Below are 23,101 nucleotides of genomic sequence, written 5' to 3' on the forward strand. Positions count from 1 at the left end.
GCGGGGCTGATGGGCCCGCGCTGGAGAGGGGTCGGCGGCCTCGCGATATCCGGCCAGGGAGTGCGGCCGGAGGCCGTTGTCCACATCGCATCCTTCCCAGCCCGACTCCGCCTGTGATGGCATGTCCACGCTGAATTCCGAACCGGTCCGAATGAATGGAGAAGTAACGATGTTGCTCCGCAGACTGGCCGTCGGCGCGGCGGTGGCAGTGCTATCGGCGATGGCTGCACCGGCCCAGGCCGATACCGCATACACGCCGCCCGGGAGAATTACGGTGGACGTGGTCGGCGTCAACGGCTCGGGGTGTCCGCAGGGGACCGCGGACGTCGCCGCGTCCTCCGACAACACCTCGTTCACCGTCACGTACAGCAACTATCTCGCCCAGGCGGGAGCCGGCTCCGGCGGTACCGAGTTCCGCAAGAACTGCCAGCTCGCCCTGCGGATCCACGTGCCCCAGGGGTTCACCTACGCCATCGCCCGAGCCGACTACCGGGGATTCGCGCACCTCCAGCGCGGGGCCTTCGGCCAGGAACGCGCGAACTACTACTTCCAGGGCATACCGCAGACGGCCCGCTCGACCCACCAGTTCAACGGCCCGCACACCGACAACTGGCAGGCGAGCGACCAGACGGAGTACGCCGACCTGGTCTGGGCGCCCTGCGGCGAGGAGCGCAACCTCAACGTCAACACCGAACTGCGCGTCTACGCGGGGACGTCGAACCCGCAGGCCCTGAGCTTCATGAGCATGGACTCGACGGACGGCAGCGTCAGCACGGTCTACCACTTCGCGTGGAAGGAATGCGCCGCGGTCTGACACCGCGTGAGCACAGGACACCCGACGCACGGTCAGGAGTGACAACGATGTCTCATTCCCTGTCTCGCACCCTGCTCGCCGGAGCCGCGGCGGCCGCCCTGGTCGCCACGGCGACGCCGGCCGGAGCCGCGGGCCATGGCCCGCTGATCACCGCACCGCCCGACAAGATCGTGATCGAACTCGCCACGGTGAACGGATCCGGGTGCCGGGAAGGCACCGCCCAGGTGGCCGTCGCGCCCGACAACACGGCCTTCACGATCACCTACAGTGAGTACCTCGCGCAGGTCGGCCCCAGCGCGCCGCCGACGGCTTTCCGCAAGAACTGCCAGCTCAATCTCCGCGTCCACGTTCCCTCGGGCTTCACCTACGCGATTGTGGAGGCGGACTACCGCGGATTCGCATTTCTCCAGCGGGGCGCGTGGGGGCAGGAGCGGGCGAACTACTACTTCCAGGGAATGCCGCAGACATCCCAGCGGACGCATCAGTTCAACGGGCCGTTCAACGACAACTGGCAGGCGTCCGACAAAACGGAGTACGCCGACCTGGTCTGGGCGCCGTGCGGCGAAAAACGCAATTTCAACATCAATACCGAGCTGCGCGTGAATGCCGGCACGTCCAATCCCCAGGCAGCCACGAGCTTCATGGCCATGGACTCCACCGACGCCAGCGTCAGTACCCTCTATCACCTCGCCTGGCAGGTGTGCCCCACGCCGTAGGCCGTTTCCTCGCTCGGCGGGTCACGCGGAGGCTGAGTGCGCAGATCCACTTGCCCGCCGGGAAGGTCAGGGGTGCCCCCCCTGGCCTTCCCGGCTGTGTGCCCCTATGAACCGTCCCTCGGCCCCGCGGTGATGCGGCGTACGGACTCCACCACCGCCGCGCGGTGGCGGGCCAGGCGTTCGGGCGGCCAGCCCGTGCCCCCGTCGCCCGCCGCGGGGCTGCCCACCGCGCCGAACCAGGCCTGCGACAGGCCCATCACCAGCGTGAGGATGTCGGCGGGGTCCAGGGCGGCGTCGATGCGGCCCGCCCGCTGGGCCTGCTCCACCACAGCGATCTTGGCGCGGTAGGACTCCGCCTCCGTATCGGTGCTGTCGGGGCGCTCCAGCTGCTTCCACAGCACGAGCCGCATCAGGGCGGGCCGCTCGACCAGGTGGTCGAACACGGCGCCCGCATACCCCGGCAGGTCGTCGGCGCTGAACGGCACGGACTCCGAACCCGTCTCCAGGGCCCGCTGGAGCACGGCGTCGAAGAGCTGCTCCTTGTTGCCGTAGTAGACGTAGATGAGCCGCTTGTTCGCCTGCGCGGTCTCGGCGATGCGGTCGACCCGCGCGTGAACGGCTGACCGGGCGGGCAGGCGCCCACGGCGTACGGTGCGCAGACGCGCGGCCAGGAGCGCGAGCGCCCAAGGCGCGACGACGGGCGGCACCAGCGGCCACACCCCTGCCGCCACCAGGGCGGCGGTCAGCCCGTACGAGGTGAGGGCCGTGAAGCAGAGGTGCAGCGCAAGACGTATCAGCCGGCGCGCGACCCGGCCCTCCAGGGCGCGGAGAACCGCGCGGGCCGTGTAGCAGGCCGCACCCGCAACGACGAGCGCCAGCAGCGGCCCCGCGACACCGTACGGGTCCATCCGTGCCCGCCGCCCAGTTCCGGGGCCAGCCCTCGGCCGCGCCCAGGAGCCTACTCAGCTGGTCGGCGGGCAATGGACCCGGCCCGGCCCGGCCCGGCCTGCGCCGGGTGCAAGCGGGGGACTGGTTTTCAGGCGGACGGGCGCCAGCCGGGGTCCCGGCCGGTGGCGGCCAGCACCGCCTCGAAACGCGAGGCGTCCGCCGCGACCTGCTTCGGCTCGTCGAACATCCCCGCGTCGCGAGCGGCCGGGGCGAGGTCCCCGATCACCCCGGAAAGAACCTCCACGCCCGCCGGGTCCGGGGTGAAATCCTGCCCGGTGGCCCGCGCGAGATCCCACACGTGCACCGTCATGTCGAGCAGCACCATGGTCCCGACCATGCGGGCCGGCTGGTGCATCCCGCCCGTGGTCCCTTCCTCCGCCCCCGGCTCGCCCCAGGCCGCCACCAGCCGGCCGGCCGCCCCGGCGAACCGCTCGCGCCAGTCGTCCGTCGTCAGGTAGTCCGGCGCCTCCTCGAAGGCGCTGGGCTTCTTCTGCGCGAGCCGGGTGAAGTTCACGACGATGTCGAAGAGGTGGTCGAGCAACTCCCCTACGCCGTAACCGGAGCAGGGCGTCGGATCACCCAGCTGCTCCTCCCGTACCGCCTTCACCACGGGCACCGCCCGCGAGACGGCCGCGCCGAGCAGAGAATTGATGCTGCTGTCGTCCATACCCCGACCGTAGGCCCGCACCCCGCCCGGTGCGAGGCGCCTCGCCCACGCGGTCACAGGGCCGGCTTCGAGCTCCTCGGGGAATCCCCGTTCGAGTCCCCCCGGGGCACTGGCACGCGAGCAGCGACTGGCGGGCGGTACTGGGCTCGGAGTAAGGCGAGGCCTCCGACCGGACTGTTGCGCCAAGTCCCAGGAATCAAGAGGATGTTGAGCGGTATGCGGCCCGCAGCAGGGTGTGCCCGTGAGGGGCATGGCCGCGTTGCCGCCGGGGGAGGAGGATGGGGGAGTGGACACGCTCACGCCTTCGGGCCGGAGCCTGCGGGAGCGGCTCGGCGCCAGCCTGTTCGCCCGCGTGGCCGGGCCCGCGGGCCCGGAGAACCGCGCCCGGATCCACGGCACCCCCGGACCCCGCTGGTTCGGCCCCGAGCGGCCCATCCGCACCGTGCACGGGGACGCCTCGATGTTCATCGGAGGCCTCAGCGCCCTCCTGCTCCAGTCCCTGCACCCGCTCGCGATGGCCGCGGTCGCGGCCCACTCCGGCTTCCGCGGGGACCCCTGGGGGCGGCTCCAGCGCACCAGCACCTTCCTCGCCGTCACGACGTACGGCACGGCCCAGGACGCGCAGCGCGCGGTCGACCACGTCCGGTCGGTGCACGAGCGCGTACGGGGAATCACGGCCGCCGGGGAGTCCTACCAAGCCGCCGACCCGCATCTGCTGGGCTGGGTCCACGTGGCGGAGGTCGACAGCTTCCTGCGGGCGCATCAGCGCTTCGGCGCCCACCCCCTCGACGCCGCCGGCTGTGACGCGTACATCGCAGACACCGCCCGGGTGGCCACCGCACTCGGTGTGCTGGACCCTCCCCGCGACCGGGCCGCGCTGGCTGCCCGGCTGGCGGACTACCGAACCGAGCTCCGGGCCACGCCGGAAGCCCTGGACGCGGCACGCTTCATCCTGCGCCACCCGCCGTTGCCCTGGGTGGCCCGGCCGCCGTACGCCGCCCTCGCCGCGAACGCGGTCTCGCTGCTGCCGCCGTGGGCCCGAGTCCAGCTGGGGCTGCGGGGCGGGTCGGTCGTGCGGGAGAAGTGCGTGCGAGTGTCCGGACACGCCCTGACCAGAACCATCCGGTGGGCGATCGCTCCGCCACCTGCGCCCGCGCCTGCGCCCCGGCCCGCCTCGCCTTGAAGCACGAGCGGTCTCCCCGGCACCTCACGGATGCCGGGGAGACGGGACTGGGGAAGCGGGGGAGCAGTCAGTCCTCCAGGGTGTCCTTGATCTTCTCCTTGGCCTGACGGGCGTCGCCCTTGGCCTTCTCGGCGCGTCCTTCGGCGGTCATGCCTTCCTTGCCCGTGGCTCGGCCGGCGGCTTCCTTGACCTTGCCCTTGGCCTGCTCGGCCTTGGCCTTCGCCTTCTGCTCACCAGACATAGGGTCGCTCCTGTGCGGTAGGAAACGTTGGGCTTCATGCGTCTGACCCGGAAGAGCCGCCATAAACGCGCCAGGCCGCACCAACCCGCAATTCGCGGGTTCCGCGAGTCGACCCTGCGTGGACCGGAGGCGTAGACCGGAGGCGAAAGGGCAGGCGCCGGAGCAGGAGAGAGGAGCCACACGCATGAACGAGAACATGTGGGGTTACCGCGAGTCCTCGGGCCGCCTGGAGGGAATCGACCTGACCGGGTTCAAGGTCGAGGCGGCGGACGGCGCCGTCGGCAAGGTCGACGCACACTCCGACGACGTCGACTCCGCCTACCTGGTCGTCGACACAGGGCCGTGGATCTTCGGCAAGGAAGTACTGCTTCCGGCGGGCACGGTCACCCGGATAGACGTCGACGAGCAGAGAATCTACGTCGACCGCACCAGGGACCAGATCAAGGCCGCGCCCGAGTTCGACAGGGAAAAGCACCTGGAGGACGCCGACTACCACCGCCTGCTCGGCGGCTACTACGGCGGCCCGGCGCACCGGGCCTGACGCCACTTGGCCGCGCGTGATCACTGAGCGGAATGGGTACCCGTCAAGCGTGATCACTGTTGGGGTTGAGGAAGAGTACGTACTGCTGGACCCCGCCACATTTCTTCCCACCCCGCAGGCGGAGGAGGTGCGTGCCGCAGCAGGCCTCGAATCCTGGGTATCGGAGGGCGAGGTCCAGAACGAGCTGCTGCAAGCCCAGGTCGAGGTCGCCACCCCTGTGTGCACGGACCTCTCAGAAGTAGGGGGACACCTCCTGCGGCTGCGCCACGCCGTCGGATCGGCGGCCGAGGAGAACGGCTGCCGTATCGCCATGTCCGCCACGGCGCCGCTCAGGGACGTGGTGCCCGTGCCGGTCACTCAGCAGCCGCGGTACCTGAAGATGCGGGAGGAGGCCCGGCGGCTGGTCGACGAGCAGCTGATCAACGGCATGCACGTGCACGTCGGGGTACCCGACCGCGAGATGGGCGTGGCGGTGCTCAACCGGCTGCGTGTCTGGCTTCCGACGCTGCTGGCCATGTCGGCGAACTCCCCGCTGTGGGACGGGCGCGACACCGGATTCGCGAGTTGGCGCACCATCGTCTTCGGCCGCTGGCCCGTCAGCGGTCCACCGCCCCACTTCCGTGCGCTCGCCGATTACGAGGAGCGCGTCGAGGCGCTGCTGGCCGCGGGGATGATCGCCGACCGGGGGCAGCTGTACTGGCAGGCGCGGCTGTCCGAGCGTTACCCCACGGTCGAAGTGCGGTGCCTCGATGTCCAGCTGGAGGCCGACGCCGCGGTCCTGTTCGCCGGGATCGTCCGCGCGCTCGTCGCCACCGCGATCGCCGAGGAGGAGGCGGGATCCGCACCTGTGCTGTGCCCGCCCGAACTGCTGCAAGCCGCGAACTGGCACGCGGCCCGGCACGGGCTGAACAGCGCCCTGGTGGACCCCCAGGGGTGCAGGCGCAGTGCCGGCGACGTGCTGTGCATGCTGATACGGCGCATCACGCCCGCCCTGGAGGAGTCCGGGGATCTGCGGGAGGTGAGCGCCCTGGTACACCGGCTCCTGCAAGAGGGCACCCCCGCGGACCGCCAGCGCCGGGCTCTCGCGGACGGGGGCATGCCCGCCCTCGTCGACCTCATCACGGCAGCCGCAGTACCCCGCTGACCGGAGGGATTCCGGCCGGCGGCACGCATACCGGCCGGTCCGCGGGGCATGCGCTGATCACAAGGCGTACGGCGACGGCGGCCACAACGGCGTATCGTCGTCCCAGACCTGATGTCCGTCGGAAGGGAACCGGAGCACCGGATGGCAGTGAATGCATACGGGACGTCCGGCGACAGCGCCCGGCGACGATGCACGGCGGATGTCCGCTGGAGCGGCGGGGCGGCCGTGATCGTCGTGGCCGGGGAGGTTGACCACGACCACCAGGAACCGCTCCGTGACGCGCTCGCCGAGGCCTTGGCGCGGGGCGCCCGGCGGATCGTCGTCGACTGCGCCAGGATGACCTTCTGCGACTCGACCGGGCTCAACGTCCTGCTGCAAAGCCGGCTGGAAGCCCGGGAGACCGGCAGCACGGTCGAACTCGCGGCGCTGCGACCCGCGGTGGCCCGCATGTTCGACATCACCGGCGCGAAGGCGGTCTTCACGGTGCACTCGGAGCTGCCCGACGCCCTGACCGACCGGGAACGCCCGTGAGAGACGCCCGGAGCGCGATATGAGCGAGTCGGCGCGATCGAGGGGCCAGATCAGGCGGCTCGGCCTCTACGGCGCCTCCTCTGTGGTCGGGCGCTGCCGCGACTTCTGCCGCGGCGTCCTGGAGGACTGGGCCTGGCCGGGCCCGTCCGACCTGACCGGCCTCACGGAGGAGGAGCGCGAGGCAGCCGTCGATGACGTTCTGCTGCTCGTCTCCGAAGCCGTGACCAACGCGAATCTGCATGCGGGCGGGCCGACCGAACTGGTGCTACGGCTCAGCCCCGCCGACCCGCACACACCCGGCCGCTCCGGGGACCTCAGCATCGAGGTCAGCGACGGGAGCCAGGAGCTCCCGAAGCTCCGGACCCGGGGCGCCGCGGAGCTGCCTGGCGGGCACGGTCTGATGGTGATGAACCGGCTGGCCCGGCGCTGGGGTGTGACCCCTCGGGAGGCTGGGAAGTCCGTCTGGTTCGAGGTGGCGGCTCCGGTTCCGGCGGGCGCCCGCCGCGCGCCGGCCGCTGCGGGGCAGGTGGGCTCCGCCTCGCCGCACCCGGGGCACTCCCCGGGCGGTCCGTACGCGGGAGGTCCGCCGGAGGCGGCGCGGGGGAGCTGACCGCCACGGCCGCGTCGGCGGGCGTCGGACCGGATCCCGTGCCCGGCCCGTCCTCGGACTCGTGCCCGTCCGGCTCGTCCGTCAGCAGGCCCGCGCGGAGCCTGCCCAGCATGCGGCTGAGCAGCCGGGAGACGTGCATCTGCGAAATGCCCAGCCGCTCACCGATCTCGGACTGGGTCAGCTCGTCCCCGAAACGCAGCGAGATGATCGTCCGCTCCCGTTCGGACAAGCCTGCCAGCAGCGGCTTGAGCGACTCCAGGCTGTCGACCGTCTCGAACGAGTCGTCCTCGGCGCCCAGGCACCGGGCCGGCGCTCCCTGGCCGTCGTCCTCCTCACCGGTGGGGGCGTCGAGGGAGCGGCTCGCGAAGCCGTTGGCCGCCAGCCGGCCCTCGCAGACCTCGTCCTCCGTGATGTCCAGCCGTTCGGCGAGTTCCGCCGTCCCCGGCCGGTGGCCCAGTTCCTGCTCCAGGGCATCGCCCGCCTTGGCCAGGTCGATCCGCAGCTCCTGAAGCCGGCGGGGCACGCGGACGGCCCAGGTCGTATCGCGGAAGTACCGCTTGATTTCGCCGAGGACCGTCGGCAGGGCGAAGGTCAGGAACTCGACCCCGCGATCGGGGTCGAACCGGTTGATCGCCTTGATCAGGCCGATCGTGCCGACCTGGACGATGTCCTCCCGCGGTTCGCTGGAGTGGCGAAAGCGCGTCACCGCGTACGTGACCAGACTCAGGTTCAGCTCGACCAGCGTGTTGCGCACGTACGAGTACTCGGCGGTGCCCTCCTCCAGCTCCCGCAGACGCCGGAACAGAGCCATGGAGAGGGTGCGGGCGTCGGCGGTGCTCACGGATCGCGGCTCTGTGATCTCGGGGAGACCCGCCAGTGCGCTGGTGCTGCCGTGGGTCGACATGAGGCTCCTTGAGGGAGACCCGAGGGGGACCCCTCAATTCTGCCTACCCGTTCGCCGACGCTTCAAGCCGAACCGGCGCGCGGCCAGGCACACCGGGTTTGTATCGCGAGACTGTGGGCACGCGCCAACAAAACCGACGAGACGCACGCGGCCCCGGATGGAGGCCCACCATGTCAACAAGCACGCTCATCGCCATCATCGTCCCTGCCGCGGTGGTGCTGATCGCCCTCGCGGTCGGGCTGTGGATGTACTCGCGCCGACGGCACCTCCAGGAGCAGTTCGGACCCGAGTACGACCGGGCGGTGGAGGACGAAGGCGGCCGGCTGGCGGCCGACCGCGAACTCCGGGCGCGCGAACAGCGCCACGACACGCTCGACATCAAGGCGCTGCCCGCCGCGCGCCGCGCGCAGTACGCCGACGAGTGGCGCGGCGTCCAGGAACGCTTCGTGGACCGCCCGGAAGGATCGGTGGCCCAGGCCGACGAACTGGTGTCGCGGCTGATGAGGGAACGCGGCTACCCGACCAACGGGTACCGCAAGCAGCTCCAGGACCTGTCGGTCGAGCACGGCCGCACCCTGGAGCACTACCGCGCCGCCCACGACGTCAACGTGCGCAGCAGCGGGGGACAGGCGACGACGGAGGAGCTCCGCGGGGCGATGGTGCACTACCGCGCCCTGTTCGAGGAACTGCTCAGCGACCAAGGAAACAGCGACCAAGGAGGCCGATGACATGCGCGAGCGCGACGACACGGCCGACCGGCCCGGTGAGGGCGGTCTGACCACGGAGAACCTGGCCCATCCGGAGAAGGAAAAGGAAGGGGAACCGGCCGTGTACCCGGGCGACGCCACCGCCGGCTGGGACGAAGCCGAGGACGCACGCGGCGACGTACCGGACGAGGCGGGCGAGGAAGCCCGGACCGAGGAAGCCCGGACCGAGGACGCCCGGACCGAAGCGCCGGACCAGGCGCCGAACGAGCCGTCGGACGAGCCGCAGCGAGGCCGTGGCGAGCCGGATGAGCCACTGCTCGCCGGCGAGCAGTCGGAGGGCTTCCGCCAGGAATGGGGCGAGATCCAGGGCCGTTTCGTTGACGACCCGCAGGACGCGGTGAGGTCCGCGGACACGCTGGTCGCCGAGGTGATGCAGTCCCTCGCCCAGACGTTCTCGGCCCACAAGCAGGAGCTGGAGGGGCAGTGGGGCCGGGGCGAGGAAGTCGCGACGGAGGATCTGCGGCTCGCGCTCCAGCGCTACCGCTCCTTCTTCAACCGTCTCCTCAACACCTGAGCGGACGCAACCTGGAAGGAGGCGACGGCAGGCCCGAGGGAGCGAGCGACCCGTGCGGGGACAATCGACCCCGGCGGGACGGCGGGCCCTGAGAGATCGGCGAGACGGCGAGACGGCGAGACGGCAAGGTGACGAGACAGCAAGGCGGCGAGGTGGCGAGCGTGACGGAGATGAAGGCGTCGCCCGACGCCCCCGCCTTCGTCCACCCGGCGCTCTTCTACGCCGACGACGCCGCGTACCTGGCCGGCGCCGTACCGTTCATCGAGGACGGGCTGGCGGCCGGAGAGCCAGTGGCCGTGGCCGCGCCCGAACCCCGCCTCGACCTGCTGCGCGCCGCCCTCGGCGAACGCGTCGGCCGCGTGCGTCTCATCGACATGGCCCGCGCCGGCCGCAACCCCGGGCACATCCTTCCCGGCGTTCTGCTGGCCCACGCCGACACCCACCCCCGGTCGCGCGTTCGGATCATCGGCGAGCCGGTGTGGGCCGGTCGCAGCGAGGCCGAGTACCCCGCCTGCGTGCAGCACGAGGCCCTGATCAACCAGGCCTTCGCCGGCCGCGCGGCCACCATCCTGTGCCCGTACGACACCTCGCGCCTCAGCCGCCGGGCGCTGGACGACGCCCGCACCACGCACCCCCTGGTCATCGAGGGCGGCACCACGCGCACGAGCAGGTCGTATTCCCCCGCGCACGCGCTCGCCGCCTGCAACCAGCCCCTGCCCCGCCCGTCGGCCGCGCCCGCGTTCGCATTCGCCGCCGACCACCTCGCGGCGGCGCGGGCCTTCGCCGCGGGGCACGCGGCCGCGGCCGGGCTCACCGCACGGCGCCAGGACGACCTCGCCATGGTCCTGGGCGAGCTCACCGCCAACAGCATCATCCACGGCGGCGGCTCCGGAATCCTGCGGATCTGGGTCGACGGCGGGCTGCTGGTGTGCGAAGTGCAGGACCGCGGGCACATCGACGATCCCCTGGCCGGCCGGCGTCCCGCCCGCCCCGAGCACCCGGGCAGCCGCGGCCTGCTGATGGTCAACGCCGTGGCCGACCTCGTCCGTACGCACACCACCGCGGCCGGCACCACCACGCGCTGCTACTTCGGCCTGGCGTGATCAGTGCTGGGTGCGTTACCAGTGGTGGGTGTGTGCGTCGGGCAAACGTGGGCAGTCGCCCACCATGACGTTCCAGCATCCGGGGGAAAAGGCCACGGACGGGCGGATCGGCCCCTTCGAGAGGTTCGCCGAACGGGCCTCCAATTTCACGAGCTCCCCCGTCTTCTTCCTGCTGTGCGTCCTGCTGATATCCGGCGTCGGGGTGGTCCACTCGGCCGGCCTGTCCATGAGCTGGCAGCACGTGGTGGGAGATTCGGTGACGGCGGTGTCACTAATCCTGCTGGCCCTGCTGAAGAACTCGGAGCTCCGCGCCGAGCACGCCATCCAGCGCAAGCTCGACGCCATCGCCGCCGCCATGCTGGAACAGCAGGAGGGCGAGCGCGGCAAGGCCCACGAGGACCTGGAGGCGGCGATCCGGATAGAAGAGCGGCTGTAGCCCCGCCCGGGCGGCCGGCTACGTCTGCACGGCCACGGCGACCAGCAGTGCGGCCACCCCCACAGCCAGCCAGGCGAGGTAATCCCCGACCAGCCCCGAATGCAGCCGGCGCACCGGTGCGAGGGCGGCGGCGGTCGCCGCGCGCACCCGCTCGCCGGCCCGGCCGAACAGGGCGGCACCGGCCAGCAAGCAGGCCAGAAGCACGCTGGCGGCCCCCAGACCGACGCCCTCCGCCGTCCAGGCCGCCGGAGCCGTCTCCACCGGAGCGGCCGACGGCAGACCCGCCACGGCCGCCGCGTAACCGGCCCGGTCGGTGAAGAGCCCCGCGCCGTGCGCCAGGCTCTCGGCCACCGCCGGCAGCGCGCCGACCAGCAGGCACAGGCCCAGGAGTACGGCCGGCACCGTGACCATGGGCCGGGGCAGCCGCCGCCCGCTCGCCCTGGCCTCCGGCTCCTCGCCCTTGCCCGTCGTCTCCGCCTCGCCCGGGCGCTCGCGCGGCCGCGGCCCCGCCCCCCAGAAGACCCGCGCCGCCGCCCGTAGAACCGCGCCGCCCGTCACCGCGGAGGTCAGCACGAACACGGCCGCCGGGGCCGGCCCAGCCTCCTCCTCGGCGAGCGCCTTGCCCAGCCCAGTCCCCGAGGGCGGCAGGCCGGCCAGCGCCAGTCCGCCGAGGACGAACAGGACCCCGACCGCCCGGTGTCGCCGGGCCCGGCCGTGGAGTACGTGCTCGTCGGCCGAGCCGTACTGGTTGAGCAGCACCCCGGTCAGTCCGAACAGCGCCGCCTTCGCGCAGCCGTGCCCGGCGGCGTACACGGCCGCCCCGGCGATGCCCGCGGGGGTGAGGAGCGCCACGCATACGAGGAACAGGCCGACATGGCCCACGGTGGAGAAGGCCAGCATCCGCTTCAGGTGCCGCTGCTGCCAGCACATCAGCGCACCGAGCAGAGCCGTGACCACGCCCACGGCGGCGAAGGTGGTCCGGAACGCGGTGTGGGGGATTCCGCCGGGCCCGGAGAAGACCGTCCAGTAGACGCGCGCCACCCCGTACACGCCGAGCTCCACCATCACACCTGACATCAGCATGCACACCGGGGTGGGCGCGACGGCGTGGGCGTCGGGCAGCCAGAAGTGGAACGGCGCGGCGGCGGCCTTCACCAGCAGGGCGGTGACGACGAGCACGAACGCGACGACGACCAGCACGTCCGCGTGCCGCTGCTGCCCCAGCCGTTCCCCGATCCGGGCGAGACCGAGCTCCCCGGTGCGCGCGTACAGCATCCCGATGCCCAGCAGAGTGCAGTAGGCGGCGAAGGAGTTGACGATCCCGAACGTGAGCGCGCCCTGGAGCGGCCTCGGGTCCTCGATGCGGTAGCCGGTCAGGGAGTACGCGGCGACGCTCATGAGCTCGAAGAAGACGAACGCGTTGAACAGGTCCGCGGTGACGGCGAATCCCACCATCCCGGCCTCGAAGAGCAGCAGCAGGGCCGGGAACACGCCCGACCGTTCCCCGGACGGCTCGTCGAAGTACCGCCAGGAGTAGACCAGCACCGCGATGACCAGAGCCGAGGCGAGCAGCGCCAGCCCGGCGCCGACCGGGTCGGCGGCCAGCACGATGCCGATTTCGGCGGGCCAGCCACCGGGCCGGGCCGTCGCACGCCCGGCGGTCTGCGGCCAGAGGCAGACCAGGCAGGCGAGGTCGGCGAGCGCCGTGGCGGTCGCGAGGAGGTCGCAGCCGAGCCGGGGCAGCCACCGGCCGGCGACGGCGAGCAGGGCGGCGCCGATCAGCGGGATCGCAACGGCCAGCGGCAGCAGGGCCTCGGCGTCCAGGACCGCCACGCCGTCAGCCCCGGAGCGCGGTGAGCGCCTGCGGGTCGACCGTCCCGTGACGCTTGCGCAGCTGGATGGTGAGGGCGAGCAGGAGCGCCGTGACCGTGGCCGCGACCACGATGTCGGTCAGGGTCAGCGCCTGGACCACGGGGTCGACCACAGGGCGGCTGCCGGGCACGAGGTCTCCGTAGACGGGGGCGGTGCCGCCGCGCCGGTATCCGATCCCGAGCAGCATCAGGTACGTGGACGACTGGGCGACCACGAGGCAGCCGATCGTGTGAATGAGGTTACGGCTGGTCACCATGCCGTACAGGGCGATCAGCAGCACCCATCCGGCGGCCAGGAACGGCAGCACGTCCATCAGCCCTGCCGGCGCACCGCACCGCCCCGAGCCGCAGCCCACAGGCACGCCGGAGCCGGCCCCGCGAGGAGGACCAGGGCGGCCGACGACCAGGCGTTCACCGCGCGTCGCCGGGACGGGTCAGCAGCCGCTCCAGCCGGCCGCCGCCCCCCTCCGAGAGCCCGTGTACGAGGACGTCCGCGCCCCCCTCACGCAGGTCGCCGGCGCACGTGTCGGCCGACCAGCTCAGCGCGACCCCGGCCCAGCCGGGGTCGGCGCCCTCGCGCAGCCGCACCCGGCGGAACCCGCCCCGTGCTCCGGGTGGCCCTGGCGCCGGGCGAGTACCCGTACCAGCACGCCACAGCCCCGGACGGCGGCGAGGGGCAGCAGCGCGAGCGCCCGTAGCGCTCCCGTCGTCCCCCTCAGCCGTACGTCGGCGGCCCGCCGCACCCGGTACGCCATGAAGGCGCCGGCCGACGCGGCAGCGCAGGCCACGGCCAGTTCGACGGGCCCAGGCGAGGTGATCGACACCACCGTCACGCCCACCAGCCCCGCCCACCACGCGAACATCTCGACCACAGCGCTGCGCACCTGCCTGACTCGCCTCCCTGGACCGCAGACACAGATTCTTCGCGCCGCGCTCCGCCGCCCGCCCGCCGTGCCGCCCCGACGCGTGGGTTCTCACCCGCTCGGCGCGGCGAGGAGTGCGGAGCGGTCCGGCGGGTAGGCGCCGATCATGACCTGCCCCGTGACTGACGGCACCGAGCCCGGGGCGGCTTGCGGCCCGGATGCCGGGCTGACCTGCGCCGGGGACCGGACCCGGCTCACAGGCAGGCAAAACCGTCGCGCTGCACGACGCGCCCCCGGCCCCTATCGTCGTCGTCAGGGCCTCCTGGGCCTCCTGGGCCCCCTGGGCCTCCTGTGACGGGTTAGGCCTGCCGCTCTCAGCCGACGCGGCGCGCGAGACGGCCGCGGATCGTGCGGCCATGGCCGAAGGAGGGCGCTCATGAACCGCGCCGCGCTGTTCGACGTCGACGGGACGCTCGCCGACACCAACCACCTGCACGTCACCTCGTGGTGGGAGGCGTTCCGGCAGGCCGGCCACGACGTGCCGATGCATGACATCCACCGCGCGATCGGCCTGCCGGGCGAGGACCTGCTCGCGCACCTGCTCGGTGACGACCGGGACACCAGTGAGGACGGCACGCTGAGCGCCGCGCACGACACCCTGTACGGCACGTACTTCGACCGGCTGCCCAGCTTCGACTCCGCCGCCGGCCTGCTGCGCGAGCTCGACCGCCGGGGCTGGCGGGTCGTGCTCGTCACCTCGGCCGGCAGCACCGAGCTGGAAGCGCTCCGCCGGGCCATCGGGGCCGACGACGCCATCACCGCCACCGCCAGCTCCGACGACGTGAGCGAGGGCAAGCCGGCACCCGACCCGGTGCACCACGCCCTCGGCCTCGCCGACGCGCCCGCCCACGGCGCGGTGTTCGTCGGCGACACCGTGTGGGACATGAAGGCCGCCACCCGGGCCGGGGTCGCCTGTGTGGGTCTGCTCTGCGGCGGCATCCCACGCCGCGACCTCGAAGAGGCCGGAGCCCGCGCCGTGTACCGGCACCCCGCCGACCTGCTCGAACAGCTCGACAGCAGCCCGTTCGCCGACGTGCCGCCGGGCATGGACCGGGAACCCGCACAAGGAGAACGCGCACAAGGAAGGGAGCCGGCCCGATGACGCATCGCACCCCAACCCCCACACCCACGCCCGCCTCCGGCGGGGCCGGCGGCGACGGCCTCCGCGTGGTCGTCGTCGGTGCCACCGGCAATGTGGGCACCAGTGTGGTCCGGGCCCTGGTGGACGATCCCGCCGTGGGCTCGGTGCTGGGGCTGGCTCGCAGGCTCCCCGACTGGCGGCCGCACAAGGCCCAATGGCAGGCCATGGACATCGAACCCGGCGGCGCCGACCTCGTACCGCTGTTCACCGGCGCCGACGCCGTGATCCACCTCGCCTGGAAGTTCCAGCCCACCCACCGCCCCGCCGAGACCTGGCGGACCAACGTCCTCGGCAGCATCCGCGTGTTCGAGGCCGTGGCCGCGGCCGGCGTACCGGCCCTCATTTACGCCTCCTCGGTCGGCGCGTACTCACCCGGCCCCAAGGACCGTACGGTCGACGAGTCCTGGCCCACGCACGGCTGGCCCCAGGCCGCCTATACCCGGGAGAAGGCGTACCTGGAACGGGTCCTCGACTCCTACGAGAGCACCCATCCCGGCATCCGCGTGGTGCGGATGCGCCCCGCGTTCCTCTTCAAGCGGGAGTCCGCCTCCGAGCAGCGCCGGATCTTCGCGGGGCGGCTGCTCCCGGGTGGTCTCGTCCGGCCCGGCCTGATCCCCGTCGTACCCGACCTGCCCGGCCTGCGCTTCCAGGCCCTGCACACCGACGACGCGGCCGCGGCCTACCTCGCCGCCGTCACCCGCCCGGTGCTCGGGGCCTTCAACCTCGCCGCCGACCCGCCGTTGGACGGCCCCGCCCTGGCCAGTATCTTCGCCGCGCGGCCCGTGCGGCTGCCGGCCGCCCCCGTACGGGCGGCCCTCGCCGCGGCGTGGCGGCTGCGCCTCGTGCCCGCGTCCCCCGACCTCTTCGACGCGGTGCTGCGGCTGCCGCTGATGGATGCCTCCCGAGCACACGCCGAGCTCGACTGGCAGCCCCGCCACACCTCGGTCGAGGCCATCGAGCAGTTCCTCGAAGGCCTGCGCGAGCACACCGGAATGCCCACCGCGCCGCTCGCGTCCTGAGAGCCGCGTTAGCGCCGCGTCTTCCCGGGTACCCGCTGAGCGACCGGCCGGCGCACCTGCCGGCATCGAAATGGACCGGGACGGAGCAACGACATGGGACACGGCGGAGACGTCATCGCGGAACTGACCGCCGACCACCGCGAGGTGGAGGAGATGTTCGACGTGATCGAACACACCACCCCGGCGAACGAGCGGCAGACGGCGGCCGAGCGGCTGACGATCGAACTCGTCCGGCATTCGGTCGCGGAGGAGGAACATCTCTACCCCGCGATCCGGGAGCGCTTCCCGGACGGCGATCTCATCGCGGACAAGGAGATCGCCGACCACGCCCGGGTCGAGAAGATGCTGAAGGACCTCGAAGGGCTCGACGCGGCGGGACCCGAGTTCGACCGCCGGATCGCCGTACTGAAGGCGGAGGTCAGCGCCCATGTGCGCGACGAGGAGGAGAACCTCTTCCCCCGGCTGCGCCAGGCCTGCTCCCCGGAGGCCCTGAACGAGCTGGGTGACAAGGTGCGCCGCGCCAAGACGTTCGCGCCGACCCGGCCCCACCCCGGCGCTCCCGCCACACCGCCGGCCAACCGGCTGCTGGCTCCCGGCGTCGGCCTGGTCGACCGCGCCCGGGACTACGTCACCGGCCGCGGCAAGTAGGCCACCGGCGGGGGCCGCGGCAGACCATCAGGGAGCTGCGCCATGGGGAACGCGAGCTACGGAAGAGAGACGTTCACCCGCTCCGACGCCTTCTTCACGGACCGCATCACGGCTGACGGCAGGGACGGCTGGCCCGTCGAGGCCGGCCGCTACCGGCTCGTCGTCAGCCTGGCCTGCCCCTGGGCGAGCCGCGCCCTCGTCTCCCGGCGGCTGCTCGGTCTGGAGGACGCGCTGTCGCTGGCCGTGGCCGATCCGATCCAGGACGACAACAGCTGGCGGTTCACCCTCGATCCCGGAGGCCGCGACCCCCTACTCGGCATCCGCTACCTCAGCGAGGCGTACGACGCGCGAGCGAAGGAGTACCCCGGCGGGGTCAGCGTGCCGGCGGTCGTGGACGTACCGAGTGGCCGGCTGGTCACCAACGACTTCCAGCGGATCACCCTGGACTTCGCGACCGAGTGGAGCGCCCTGCACCGGCAGGGCGCGCCCGATCTCTACCCCGAGCCGTGGCGGGCGGAGATCGACGCGGTCATGGCGGACATCTACCAGGACGTCAACAACGGGGTGTACCAGGCCGGTTTCGCGACGAACCAGAGCGAGTACGAGGAGGCGTACCGCGCGCTCTTCCGGCGGCTGGACCAGGTGTCCGCGCGGCTGGCGGAGCGCCGCTACCTGGTGGGGGACCACATCACCGAGGCCGACATCCGGCTGTTCACCACCCTGGTGCGGTTCGACGCCGTCTACCACGGGCACTTCAAGTGCAACCGCTCGAAGCTGACTGAGGACCCGGTGCTGTGGGCATACGCGCGGGACCTCTTCCAGACGCCCGGATTCGGCGACACCGTGGACTTCGACCACATCAAGCGGCACTACTACCTGGTGCACAGCGGTATCAACCCGACCGGGATCGTGCCGGCCGGACCGGACCCGTCCGGCTGGCTGACCCCGCACCACCGGGAGGAACTGCCGGGCCGCCCCTTCGGCGACGGCACGGCCCCCCGCCCGGCCCCCGGCCCCTGACCTGAGGCGCCGACAGCCGGCAGCCGACAGCCGACAGCCGGCGGCCCCGCGAGGCTGAGCTCGCGGGGCCGCCGGCCGTTGTGCACGGTGGGACGGCGCTACATGGGTTCCGTACCCCGGTCGTCCATGCCGCGCTCCTGCTCGCTCTGCTCCTGGAGGCGGCGGGCCTTGTCGCGCAGCCGCTTGCGCTCTTCCGGGTCGGTCGAACGCTCGGCCGCCTCGTTCATCTCCTGGGCCTTCGCGCGAAGCTGCTGGGACCGGCCGCGGGACTCGCCTGAAACGCTCATGATCACTCCTTGGATCGCTGGGGAGAGCGGGCGGAATCAGCGAACCAGCCCGACGTGACGCTCGCATCTCGAAGCGTCACTCAGGGTAATGGTTGGGGTTGGGATCGGGCGGCGGCCTGCGGCGGTCGCGGCGGCGATTCGGCCGGTTGCCGCACGCCGCCCGGGGAGGGGTGGCCGCGCGCGGCGTCCGAGCCCGGGTGGTTGCCGCACCGCTCAGAACGGCAACCACCCGATGGCTTCGCGTGTGACCGCAATTCCGCCCGGCAAACCCCCGGCAGGCCCATACGTCCGCCGCGGCGCCAGCGGATGCCGGAGCACGCGGAATGGCCCAGGCTGGGCAACTGAGGGATATCCGCCCGCATACGACGTGGAGGAGCGTGTGGTGACGCCCGGAACCAGCCCCCAGAACGACCCAGGCTCAGGGCAGGCCTCGGTCCCGGCCGAAGAGGCAGGCCCAGCCGAAGGCCCAGCCGAAGGCCCAGGCCCAGGCCCAGGCCCAGGCCTGAGCCACCGCTCCCGCGTCGCGCTGTGCGTCAACGGCAAGGACCACGTGCTCGACCTCGACCACCGCGTCACCCTCCTCGACGCCATGCGCGAGCACCTGGACCTGACCGGCGCCAAGAAGGGCTGTGACCACGGCCAGTGCGGCTCCTGCACCGTGCTCGTGGACGGCCGGCGCGCCAACAGCTGCCTGCTGCTCGCCGTCGCCCACGACGGGGCCGAGATCACCACGGTGGAGGGCCTCGCGGACACCGAGGGCGGCCTCCACCCCCTCCAGCAGGCCTTCCTCGAACGGGACGCCTTCCAGTGCGGCTACTGCACCCCCGGCCAGCTCTGCTCCGCCGTCGGGGCCATCCAAGAAGCCGCCGCCGGGCACCCCTCGCACGCCACCGGTGCCGGCGCCCTGGCCACGACCGGCCCGATCGACCTGACCGCTTATGAGATCAGGGAACGGCTCAGCGGCAACCTGTGCCGCTGCGGTGCCTACCCGGCCATCGTCCAGGCCGTAGCGGACGTGATCGCGTGAAGGCCTTCGAGTACGTACGGGCCGCAAGCGTCCAGGAAGCCGCGGCCGCCTACGCGGACCACCCCGGTGCCCGTTACCTCGGCGGCGGCACCAACCTCGTGGACCTCATGAAACTGGGCGTCGAGACGCCCACCACCCTCATCGACATCACCGGTCTGCCGCTGGGAGAGGTCGAGGAGCTGCCCGCCGGCGGACTCCGGATCGGCGCCATGGTGCGGAACAGCGACCTGGCCGCGCATCCTCTCGTACGGGCCCGCTACCCGCTGCTGACCCAGGCTCTGCTCGCCGGTGCGTCGGGCCAGCTGCGCAATGTCGCCACCACCGGCGGCAACCTGCTCCAGCGGACGCGGTGCAGCTACTTCCAGGACGTCTCCAAGCCCTGCAACAAGCGGACCCCCGGCGCCGGATGCGCGGCCCGCGACGGCGTCCACCGTGATCACGCCGTGCTCGGGCAATCCGCACAGTGCATCGCCACCCACCCCTCCGACCTGGCCGTGGCCCTCGCCGCGCTCGACGCCGACATCGAGCTGGACGGCGCGGAGGGCGCCCGTACAGTCGCCGCCACCGCGTTCCACCGGCTGCCCGGCGACCGGCCCCAGCAGGACACCGTCATCCGCCCCGGGGAGATCGTCACCGCGGTGCTCCTTCCCGCCGGCGCCTCCGGCGCCGTCTCCCTCTACCGCAAGGCCCGCGAGCGCGCCTCGTACGCCTTCGCGCTGGCCTCGGTCGCCGTGGTCCTGGAGCTAGGCGACGGCCGCGTACGACGGGTGGCCCTCGCCTTCGGCGGCCTCGCCCACCGTCCCTGGCGGGCTGCCACCGCCGAGGCGCGGCTCACCGGCGCCGTGCCGAGCCCCGACACCGTCCGCCAGGCCGTCGAGGCGGAGCTGGCGCAGGCACAGCCCCTGCGGGACAACGCGTACAAGATCACTCTGGCCCGGAACCTCGCCTGCGACGCGCTCGGCACGCTCGCCCGCGCTGCCGAAGAGCACCCCCGCACGCCGTAGCCGCCGACACCGAGCAGCAAGAGGAGCCGTCATGCGTCCCACCGCCGCCGCACTCGGCAGCCCCGTCACCCGGCGGGAAGGCCGCGAGAAGGTCACGGGCGCCGCCCGCTACGCCGTCGAGCACACCCCGCCCGGCTGTGCCTACGCCTGGCCCGTGCCCGCCACCGTCGCGCGCGGCCGTGTCACCGCCATCGACACCGCCGCCGCCCTGGGCCGGCCCGGCGTACTCGGCGTCCTCACCCCGTACGACGCGCCCCGGCTCGGCCCGTCGGACGACCCCACACTCCAGGTGCTCCAGGACCTGCGCGTCCCGCACCGCGGCTGGTACGTCGCGCTGGCGATCGCCGAGACCCTGGAGGGAGCCCGGGCCGCCGCCCGCGCGGTACGCGTCTCCTACGAGACCGAGCCGCACGACGTCACCCTCCGGGCGGACCACCCCGGCGCCTACACGCCCGAGGAGGTCAACGGCGGATACCCGGCCCACCGCGAACAGGGCGACCCGGACGCGGCGCTGGCCGCCGCCCCCGTGCGGGTCGACTGCGTCTACACCGTGCCGCCGCTGCACAACCACCCCATGGAGCCGCACGCCGCCACCGCCGGCTGGTACGGGGGGCGCGGGCACCTCACCGTGTACGACTCCAGCCAGGGCGCGGGACCGGTCCGGACCGCGCTGGCCGGGCTGTTCGACCTGCCCGAGGAGCGCATCACCGTCGTCTCCGATCACGTCGGCGGCGGCTTCGGCTGCAAGGGCACCCCGCGCCCCCACGTGGTCCTGGCGGTCATGGCCGCCCGGCACTGCGGCCGCCCGGTCAAGCTCGCCCTGCCCCGCCGGGACCTGCCCACCACCGTCGGCCACCGCGCGCCCACCCTGCACCGGGTGCGGCTCGGCGCCCATCCCGACGGCACCCTCACCGCCCTGATCCACGAGGTCACCACGCACACCTCCCGCATCCGCGAATTCGTCGAGCAGGCAGCCGTCCCCGCCCGTGTCATGTACGCCGCCCCCGACAGCCGCACCACCCACCGCGCCGTCGCGCTGGACGTCCCCACCCCGTCCTGGATGCGCGCCCCGGGCGAGACCCCCGGCATGTACGCCCTGGAATCGGCCATGGACGAACTGGCCGACACCCTCGGCATCGACCCCGTCGAGCTCCGCGTCCGCAACGAGCCCACGGCCGAGCCCGACAGCGGCCGCCCCTTCAGCAGCCGCCACCTGGTGCAGTGCCTGCGGGAGGGCGCGGAGCGCTTCGGCTGGGCCGCACGCCGTACGCCGGGCCGCGACGGGCCGCTCCTGACCGGAACCGGGGTGGCGGCCGCCACCTACCCCGTGTACATCGCCCCCTCCACGGCCCGGGCCCACGCCCGCCCCGACGGCAGCTACCTCATCGAGGTGAACGCCACCGACATCGGCACCGGTGCGCGCACCGTCCTGGCCCAGGTGGCCGCCGACGCCCTGAACGTCCCGCTCGAAGCCGTGACGACGGTCATCGGCCACACCGGCCTGCCCCGCGCCGTGCTCGCCGGCGGCTCCGCCGGCACCGCCTCCTGGGGCTGGGCCGTCCACGACGCCTGCACCACGCTGACCGCCAGGCTGGCCCGCCACCACGGGCCGCTGCCGGAGGAGGGGCTGTCCGCCTCCGCCGACACCACCCAGTCGGCCAGGCAGCAGTCCCCGTACGCCCGGCACGCCTTCGGCGCGCACTTCGCGGAGGTCCAGGTCGACACGGTCACCGGCGAGGTACGGGTGCGCCGCCTGCTGGGCGTCTTCGCGGCGGGCCGCATCCTCAACCCGCTCACCGCCCGCTCCCAGCTCACCGGCGGCATGGTGATGGGCCTGGGCATGGCCCTGACCGAACACAGCACCGTCGACCCGGCCTTCGGGGACTTCCCCGAGAGCGACCTGGCCGCCTACCACGTGCCGGTGCACGCAGATGTCCCCGTGGTCGAGGTGCACTGGATCGACGAGCACGACAAGCACCTCAACCCGATGGGCAGCAAGGGCATCGGGGAGCTCGGCATCGTCGGCACGGCGGCCGCGATCGGCAATGCCTTCTGCCACGCCACCGGGCGGCGGTTGCGCGGGCTGCCCCTCACCCCGGACCGGGTGCTCGCCGCACTCGGACCGCAGGGCCCGGTGTGAGCGACCGCGTTAGGCTCGGAACAGGCCGGGAAAGGGATGATCCGGATGTGTCGCTGGCTCGCCTACTCAGGTTCGCCGATGCTGCTCGACGCCGTGCTGTACCGCCCCGAGCACTCACTGATCAACCAGAGTCTCCGTGCGCGGATGGGTGTGGAGTCGACCAACGGCGACGGCTTCGGCATCGGCTGGTACAGCGAGCACGGTGACGGCACACCGGCCGTCTTCCGCGACATCGGTCCGGCATGGAACAACCGCAATCTGCGCGAGCTGGCCGCCCATGTCCGCTCGACGCTGTTCTTCGCCCACGTCCGCGCCTCGACCGGTTCGGCCATCCAGCAGACCAACTGCCACCCGTTCCGGCACGGCCGCTGGCTGTGGATGCACAACGGGGCGATCACGGACTTCCAGCGCTTGCAGCGGGATCTGTGCATGGCCGTCGATCCGGCCCTCTTCCCTTTCATCGAGGGCTCCACGGACTCCGAAGTGATGTTCTACCTGGCGGTCACCTTCGGCCTCGACCAGGACGTGCCGGGCGCGGTGGCCCGTATGGCGGGCCTGGTGGAGCGGCTCGGCAAGGAGCACGGGGTGGAGGACCCGCTCCAGATGACGGTGGCGGTCAGCGACGGCGAACGCGTGTGGGCCTTCCGCTATTCGAGCCAGGGCAAGTCCCGCTCGCTCTACTACAGCAGCAGGGCCGATACCGTACGCCAGCTCTACCCCGAGCTGGAGTATCTGCGGGAGGTCTCCGACGCGACGCGGCTGGTGGTCTCCGAGCCCCTGGGCGACCTGCCCGGCGTCTGGAACGAGCTCCCCGAGGCCAGCTACGCGCTCGTGCCGTCCGACACGGCCGACGACTACCTGCCGTTCATCCCGGAGCCTCCCTGATCCCGCGCTCCGAACAG

The 23,101-nt window shown here is 72.6% G+C and carries 27 protein-coding genes and 1 pseudogene; 19 read left to right on the plus strand and 9 right to left on the minus strand.

Annotated features, from left to right (window positions below):
- Positions 1-169: 169 nt before the first annotated feature.
- The gene (locus tag J7I97_RS14850) at positions 170-814 is read left to right on the plus strand and encodes a DUF4360 domain-containing protein (protein WP_214934951.1); all 645 of its coding nucleotides are present in this window, start codon (positions 170-172) and stop codon (positions 812-814) included.
- Between the two features lie 59 nt (positions 815-873).
- Positions 874-1,530 (plus strand): DUF4360 domain-containing protein, encoded by a 657-nt coding sequence (locus J7I97_RS14855; RefSeq protein ID WP_214935042.1) that lies wholly within the window; start codon positions 874-876, stop codon positions 1,528-1,530.
- 104 nt (positions 1,531-1,634) lie between these two features.
- Here the strand turns inward: J7I97_RS14855 and J7I97_RS14860 are convergent, their stop codons facing one another.
- Positions 1,635-2,438 (minus strand): TetR family transcriptional regulator, encoded by an 804-nt coding sequence (locus J7I97_RS14860; protein WP_251049897.1) that lies wholly within the window; start codon positions 2,436-2,438, stop codon positions 1,635-1,637.
- A gap of 128 nt (positions 2,439-2,566) precedes the next feature.
- Positions 2,567-3,145: a TIGR03086 family metal-binding protein gene (locus J7I97_RS14865; protein WP_214934953.1), complete on the minus strand. Its 579-nt coding sequence runs from the start codon at positions 3,143-3,145 to the stop codon at positions 2,567-2,569.
- Between the two features lie 286 nt (positions 3,146-3,431).
- Here J7I97_RS14865 and J7I97_RS14870 point away from each other — a divergent pair, with 286 nt between their 5' ends.
- Positions 3,432-4,328 (plus strand): oxygenase MpaB family protein, encoded by an 897-nt coding sequence (locus J7I97_RS14870; protein WP_308363903.1) that lies wholly within the window; start codon positions 3,432-3,434, stop codon positions 4,326-4,328.
- 67 nt (positions 4,329-4,395) lie between these two features.
- Here the strand turns inward: J7I97_RS14870 and J7I97_RS14875 are convergent, their stop codons facing one another.
- Positions 4,396-4,569: a CsbD family protein gene (locus tag J7I97_RS14875; protein WP_214934957.1), complete on the minus strand. Its 174-nt coding sequence runs from the start codon at positions 4,567-4,569 to the stop codon at positions 4,396-4,398.
- A gap of 184 nt (positions 4,570-4,753) precedes the next feature.
- Between J7I97_RS14875 and J7I97_RS14880 the strand changes: the two genes are divergently transcribed.
- The 4 genes from J7I97_RS14880 (at position 4,754) to J7I97_RS40300 (ending at position 7,395) form a co-directional block, all read left to right on the plus strand.
- The gene (locus tag J7I97_RS14880) at positions 4,754-5,110 is read left to right on the plus strand and encodes a PRC-barrel domain-containing protein (RefSeq protein ID WP_214934959.1); all 357 of its coding nucleotides are present in this window, start codon (positions 4,754-4,756) and stop codon (positions 5,108-5,110) included.
- A gap of 49 nt (positions 5,111-5,159) precedes the next feature.
- Positions 5,160-6,254, plus strand: a complete 1,095-nt coding sequence (locus J7I97_RS14885; RefSeq protein ID WP_214934961.1) for a glutamate--cysteine ligase — start codon at positions 5,160-5,162, stop codon at positions 6,252-6,254.
- Positions 6,255-6,395: 141 nt separating this feature from the next.
- Entirely contained in the window at positions 6,396-6,785 is a 390-nt protein-coding gene (locus tag J7I97_RS14890; RefSeq protein WP_214934962.1) for an STAS domain-containing protein, read from the plus strand.
- 19 nt (positions 6,786-6,804) lie between these two features.
- Positions 6,805-7,395, plus strand: a complete 591-nt coding sequence (locus J7I97_RS40300) for an ATP-binding protein (protein ID WP_374103594.1) — start codon at positions 6,805-6,807, stop codon at positions 7,393-7,395.
- Positions 7,396-7,468: 73 nt separating this feature from the next.
- On the opposite strand, the pseudogene J7I97_RS14895 reads toward J7I97_RS40300, so the two are convergent.
- Positions 7,469-8,299, minus strand: a pseudogene (locus J7I97_RS14895) (SigB/SigF/SigG family RNA polymerase sigma factor); the annotation flags it as partial.
- A 170-nt stretch (positions 8,300-8,469) separates the two neighbouring features.
- On the opposite strand from J7I97_RS14895, the gene J7I97_RS14900 reads away from it, so the two are divergent.
- From J7I97_RS14900 to J7I97_RS14915, 4 genes are all read left to right on the plus strand, one after another.
- Positions 8,470-9,027 (plus strand): hypothetical protein, encoded by a 558-nt coding sequence (locus tag J7I97_RS14900; protein ID WP_214934964.1) that lies wholly within the window; start codon positions 8,470-8,472, stop codon positions 9,025-9,027.
- A gap of 1 nt (position 9,028) precedes the next feature.
- Positions 9,029-9,580 carry a hypothetical protein gene (locus J7I97_RS38500; RefSeq protein WP_251049898.1) on the plus strand — a complete coding sequence of 184 codons (552 nt, stop codon included), beginning with the start codon at positions 9,029-9,031 and terminating at the stop codon, positions 9,578-9,580.
- Positions 9,581-9,750: 170 nt separating this feature from the next.
- Entirely contained in the window at positions 9,751-10,683 is a 933-nt protein-coding gene (locus J7I97_RS14910) for an anti-sigma factor RsbA family regulatory protein (protein WP_214935046.1), read from the plus strand.
- A 64-nt stretch (positions 10,684-10,747) separates the two neighbouring features.
- Entirely contained in the window at positions 10,748-11,119 is a 372-nt protein-coding gene (locus J7I97_RS14915; protein ID WP_214934965.1) for a low affinity iron permease family protein, read from the plus strand.
- Between the two features lie 18 nt (positions 11,120-11,137).
- Here J7I97_RS14915 and J7I97_RS14920 read toward each other — a convergent pair whose 3' ends face one another.
- The 3 genes from J7I97_RS14920 to J7I97_RS14930 form a co-directional block, all read right to left on the minus strand.
- The gene (locus J7I97_RS14920; RefSeq protein WP_214935048.1) at positions 11,138-12,943 is read right to left on the minus strand and encodes a complex I subunit 5 family protein; all 1,806 of its coding nucleotides are present in this window, start codon (positions 12,941-12,943) and stop codon (positions 11,138-11,140) included.
- 13 nt (positions 12,944-12,956) lie between these two features.
- Positions 12,957-13,304: a sodium:proton antiporter gene (locus tag J7I97_RS14925; RefSeq protein WP_214934967.1), complete on the minus strand. Its 348-nt coding sequence runs from the start codon at positions 13,302-13,304 to the stop codon at positions 12,957-12,959.
- Between the two features lie 225 nt (positions 13,305-13,529).
- Entirely contained in the window at positions 13,530-13,874 is a 345-nt protein-coding gene (locus tag J7I97_RS14930) for a hypothetical protein (protein ID WP_214934968.1), read from the minus strand.
- A 415-nt stretch (positions 13,875-14,289) separates the two neighbouring features.
- On the opposite strand from J7I97_RS14930, the gene J7I97_RS14935 reads away from it, so the two are divergent.
- The 4 genes from J7I97_RS14935 to J7I97_RS14950 all read left to right on the plus strand — a co-directional run bounded on the left by J7I97_RS14935 (position 14,290) and on the right by J7I97_RS14950 (position 17,741).
- Entirely contained in the window at positions 14,290-15,015 is a 726-nt protein-coding gene (locus J7I97_RS14935; protein WP_214934970.1) for an HAD family hydrolase, read from the plus strand.
- Complete coding sequence (locus J7I97_RS14940) at positions 15,012-16,073, plus strand: NAD-dependent epimerase/dehydratase family protein (RefSeq protein ID WP_214934971.1); 1,062 nt, start codon at positions 15,012-15,014, stop codon at positions 16,071-16,073. The genes J7I97_RS14935 and J7I97_RS14940 overlap by 4 nt, the downstream gene beginning before the upstream one ends.
- Before the next feature lie 93 nt (positions 16,074-16,166).
- Positions 16,167-16,721 (plus strand): hemerythrin domain-containing protein, encoded by a 555-nt coding sequence (locus J7I97_RS14945; protein WP_214934973.1) that lies wholly within the window; start codon positions 16,167-16,169, stop codon positions 16,719-16,721.
- Between the two features lie 42 nt (positions 16,722-16,763).
- A complete protein-coding gene (locus J7I97_RS14950; RefSeq protein ID WP_214934974.1) occupies positions 16,764-17,741 on the plus strand; it encodes a glutathione S-transferase family protein in 978 nt (325 codons plus the stop codon).
- Positions 17,742-17,839: 98 nt separating this feature from the next.
- Here J7I97_RS14950 and J7I97_RS14955 read toward each other — a convergent pair whose 3' ends face one another.
- Both J7I97_RS14955 and J7I97_RS14960 read right to left on the minus strand, forming a co-directional pair.
- The gene (locus J7I97_RS14955) at positions 17,840-18,028 is read right to left on the minus strand and encodes a DUF6381 family protein (protein WP_214934976.1); all 189 of its coding nucleotides are present in this window, start codon (positions 18,026-18,028) and stop codon (positions 17,840-17,842) included.
- Between the two features lie 418 nt (positions 18,029-18,446).
- Positions 18,447-18,596: a hypothetical protein gene (locus J7I97_RS14960; protein ID WP_214935057.1), complete on the minus strand. Its 150-nt coding sequence runs from the start codon at positions 18,594-18,596 to the stop codon at positions 18,447-18,449.
- On the opposite strand from J7I97_RS14960, the gene J7I97_RS14965 reads away from it, so the two are divergent.
- Genes J7I97_RS14965 through J7I97_RS14980 form a run of 4 tightly spaced genes read left to right on the plus strand, consistent with a single transcriptional unit; the run spans position 18,531 to position 23,084 of the window.
- Positions 18,531-19,055 (plus strand): 2Fe-2S iron-sulfur cluster-binding protein, encoded by a 525-nt coding sequence (locus tag J7I97_RS14965; RefSeq protein WP_214935050.1) that lies wholly within the window; start codon positions 18,531-18,533, stop codon positions 19,053-19,055. The genes J7I97_RS14960 and J7I97_RS14965 overlap by 66 nt on opposite strands.
- Positions 19,052-20,059, plus strand: coding sequence for a xanthine dehydrogenase family protein subunit M (locus tag J7I97_RS14970; protein WP_214934978.1), 1,008 nt, complete (start codon positions 19,052-19,054; stop codon positions 20,057-20,059). The genes J7I97_RS14965 and J7I97_RS14970 overlap by 4 nt, the downstream gene beginning before the upstream one ends.
- Positions 20,060-20,090: 31 nt before the next feature.
- Positions 20,091-22,199 (plus strand): xanthine dehydrogenase family protein molybdopterin-binding subunit, encoded by a 2,109-nt coding sequence (locus J7I97_RS14975; protein ID WP_214934980.1) that lies wholly within the window; start codon positions 20,091-20,093, stop codon positions 22,197-22,199.
- Between the two features lie 45 nt (positions 22,200-22,244).
- A complete protein-coding gene (locus J7I97_RS14980) occupies positions 22,245-23,084 on the plus strand; it encodes a class II glutamine amidotransferase (protein ID WP_214934981.1) in 840 nt (279 codons plus the stop codon).
- Positions 23,085-23,101: the final 17 nt, after the last annotated feature.

Source organism: Streptomyces sp. ISL-87, from assembly GCF_018614095.1.
GTDB lineage: Bacteria > Actinomycetota > Actinomycetes > Streptomycetales > Streptomycetaceae > Streptomyces.

Bases quoted from the DNA above. Each gene is read 5' to 3' on its own strand.
- J7I97_RS14850 (WP_214934951.1), top strand. From the start codon at position 170: ATGTTGCTCCGCAGACTGGCCGTCGGCGCGGCGGTGGCAGTGCTATCG.
- J7I97_RS14860 (WP_251049897.1), bottom strand. From the start codon at position 2,438: ATGGACCCGTACGGTGTCGCGGGGCCGCTGCTGGCGCTCGTCGTTGCG.
- J7I97_RS14865 (WP_214934953.1), bottom strand. From the start codon at position 3,145: ATGGACGACAGCAGCATCAATTCTCTGCTCGGCGCGGCCGTCTCGCGG.
- J7I97_RS14875 (WP_214934957.1), bottom strand. From the start codon at position 4,569: ATGTCTGGTGAGCAGAAGGCGAAGGCCAAGGCCGAGCAGGCCAAGGGC.
- J7I97_RS14880 (WP_214934959.1), top strand. From the start codon at position 4,754: ATGAACGAGAACATGTGGGGTTACCGCGAGTCCTCGGGCCGCCTGGAG.
- J7I97_RS14890 (WP_214934962.1), top strand. From the start codon at position 6,396: ATGGCAGTGAATGCATACGGGACGTCCGGCGACAGCGCCCGGCGACGA.
- J7I97_RS40300 (WP_374103594.1), top strand. From the start codon at position 6,805: ATGAGCGAGTCGGCGCGATCGAGGGGCCAGATCAGGCGGCTCGGCCTC.
- J7I97_RS14900 (WP_214934964.1), top strand. From the start codon at position 8,470: ATGTCAACAAGCACGCTCATCGCCATCATCGTCCCTGCCGCGGTGGTG.
- J7I97_RS38500 (WP_251049898.1), top strand. From the start codon at position 9,029: ATGCGCGAGCGCGACGACACGGCCGACCGGCCCGGTGAGGGCGGTCTG.
- J7I97_RS14910 (WP_214935046.1), top strand. From the start codon at position 9,751: ATGAAGGCGTCGCCCGACGCCCCCGCCTTCGTCCACCCGGCGCTCTTC.
- J7I97_RS14915 (WP_214934965.1), top strand. From the start codon at position 10,748: ATGACGTTCCAGCATCCGGGGGAAAAGGCCACGGACGGGCGGATCGGC.
- J7I97_RS14925 (WP_214934967.1), bottom strand. From the start codon at position 13,304: ATGGACGTGCTGCCGTTCCTGGCCGCCGGATGGGTGCTGCTGATCGCC.
- J7I97_RS14935 (WP_214934970.1), top strand. From the start codon at position 14,290: ATGAACCGCGCCGCGCTGTTCGACGTCGACGGGACGCTCGCCGACACC.
- J7I97_RS14940 (WP_214934971.1), top strand. From the start codon at position 15,012: ATGACGCATCGCACCCCAACCCCCACACCCACGCCCGCCTCCGGCGGG.
- J7I97_RS14945 (WP_214934973.1), top strand. From the start codon at position 16,167: ATGGGACACGGCGGAGACGTCATCGCGGAACTGACCGCCGACCACCGC.
- J7I97_RS14950 (WP_214934974.1), top strand. From the start codon at position 16,764: ATGGGGAACGCGAGCTACGGAAGAGAGACGTTCACCCGCTCCGACGCC.
- J7I97_RS14955 (WP_214934976.1), bottom strand. From the start codon at position 18,028: ATGAGCGTTTCAGGCGAGTCCCGCGGCCGGTCCCAGCAGCTTCGCGCG.
- J7I97_RS14975 (WP_214934980.1), top strand. From the start codon at position 20,091: ATGCGTCCCACCGCCGCCGCACTCGGCAGCCCCGTCACCCGGCGGGAA.
- J7I97_RS14980 (WP_214934981.1), top strand. From the start codon at position 22,245: ATGTGTCGCTGGCTCGCCTACTCAGGTTCGCCGATGCTGCTCGACGCC.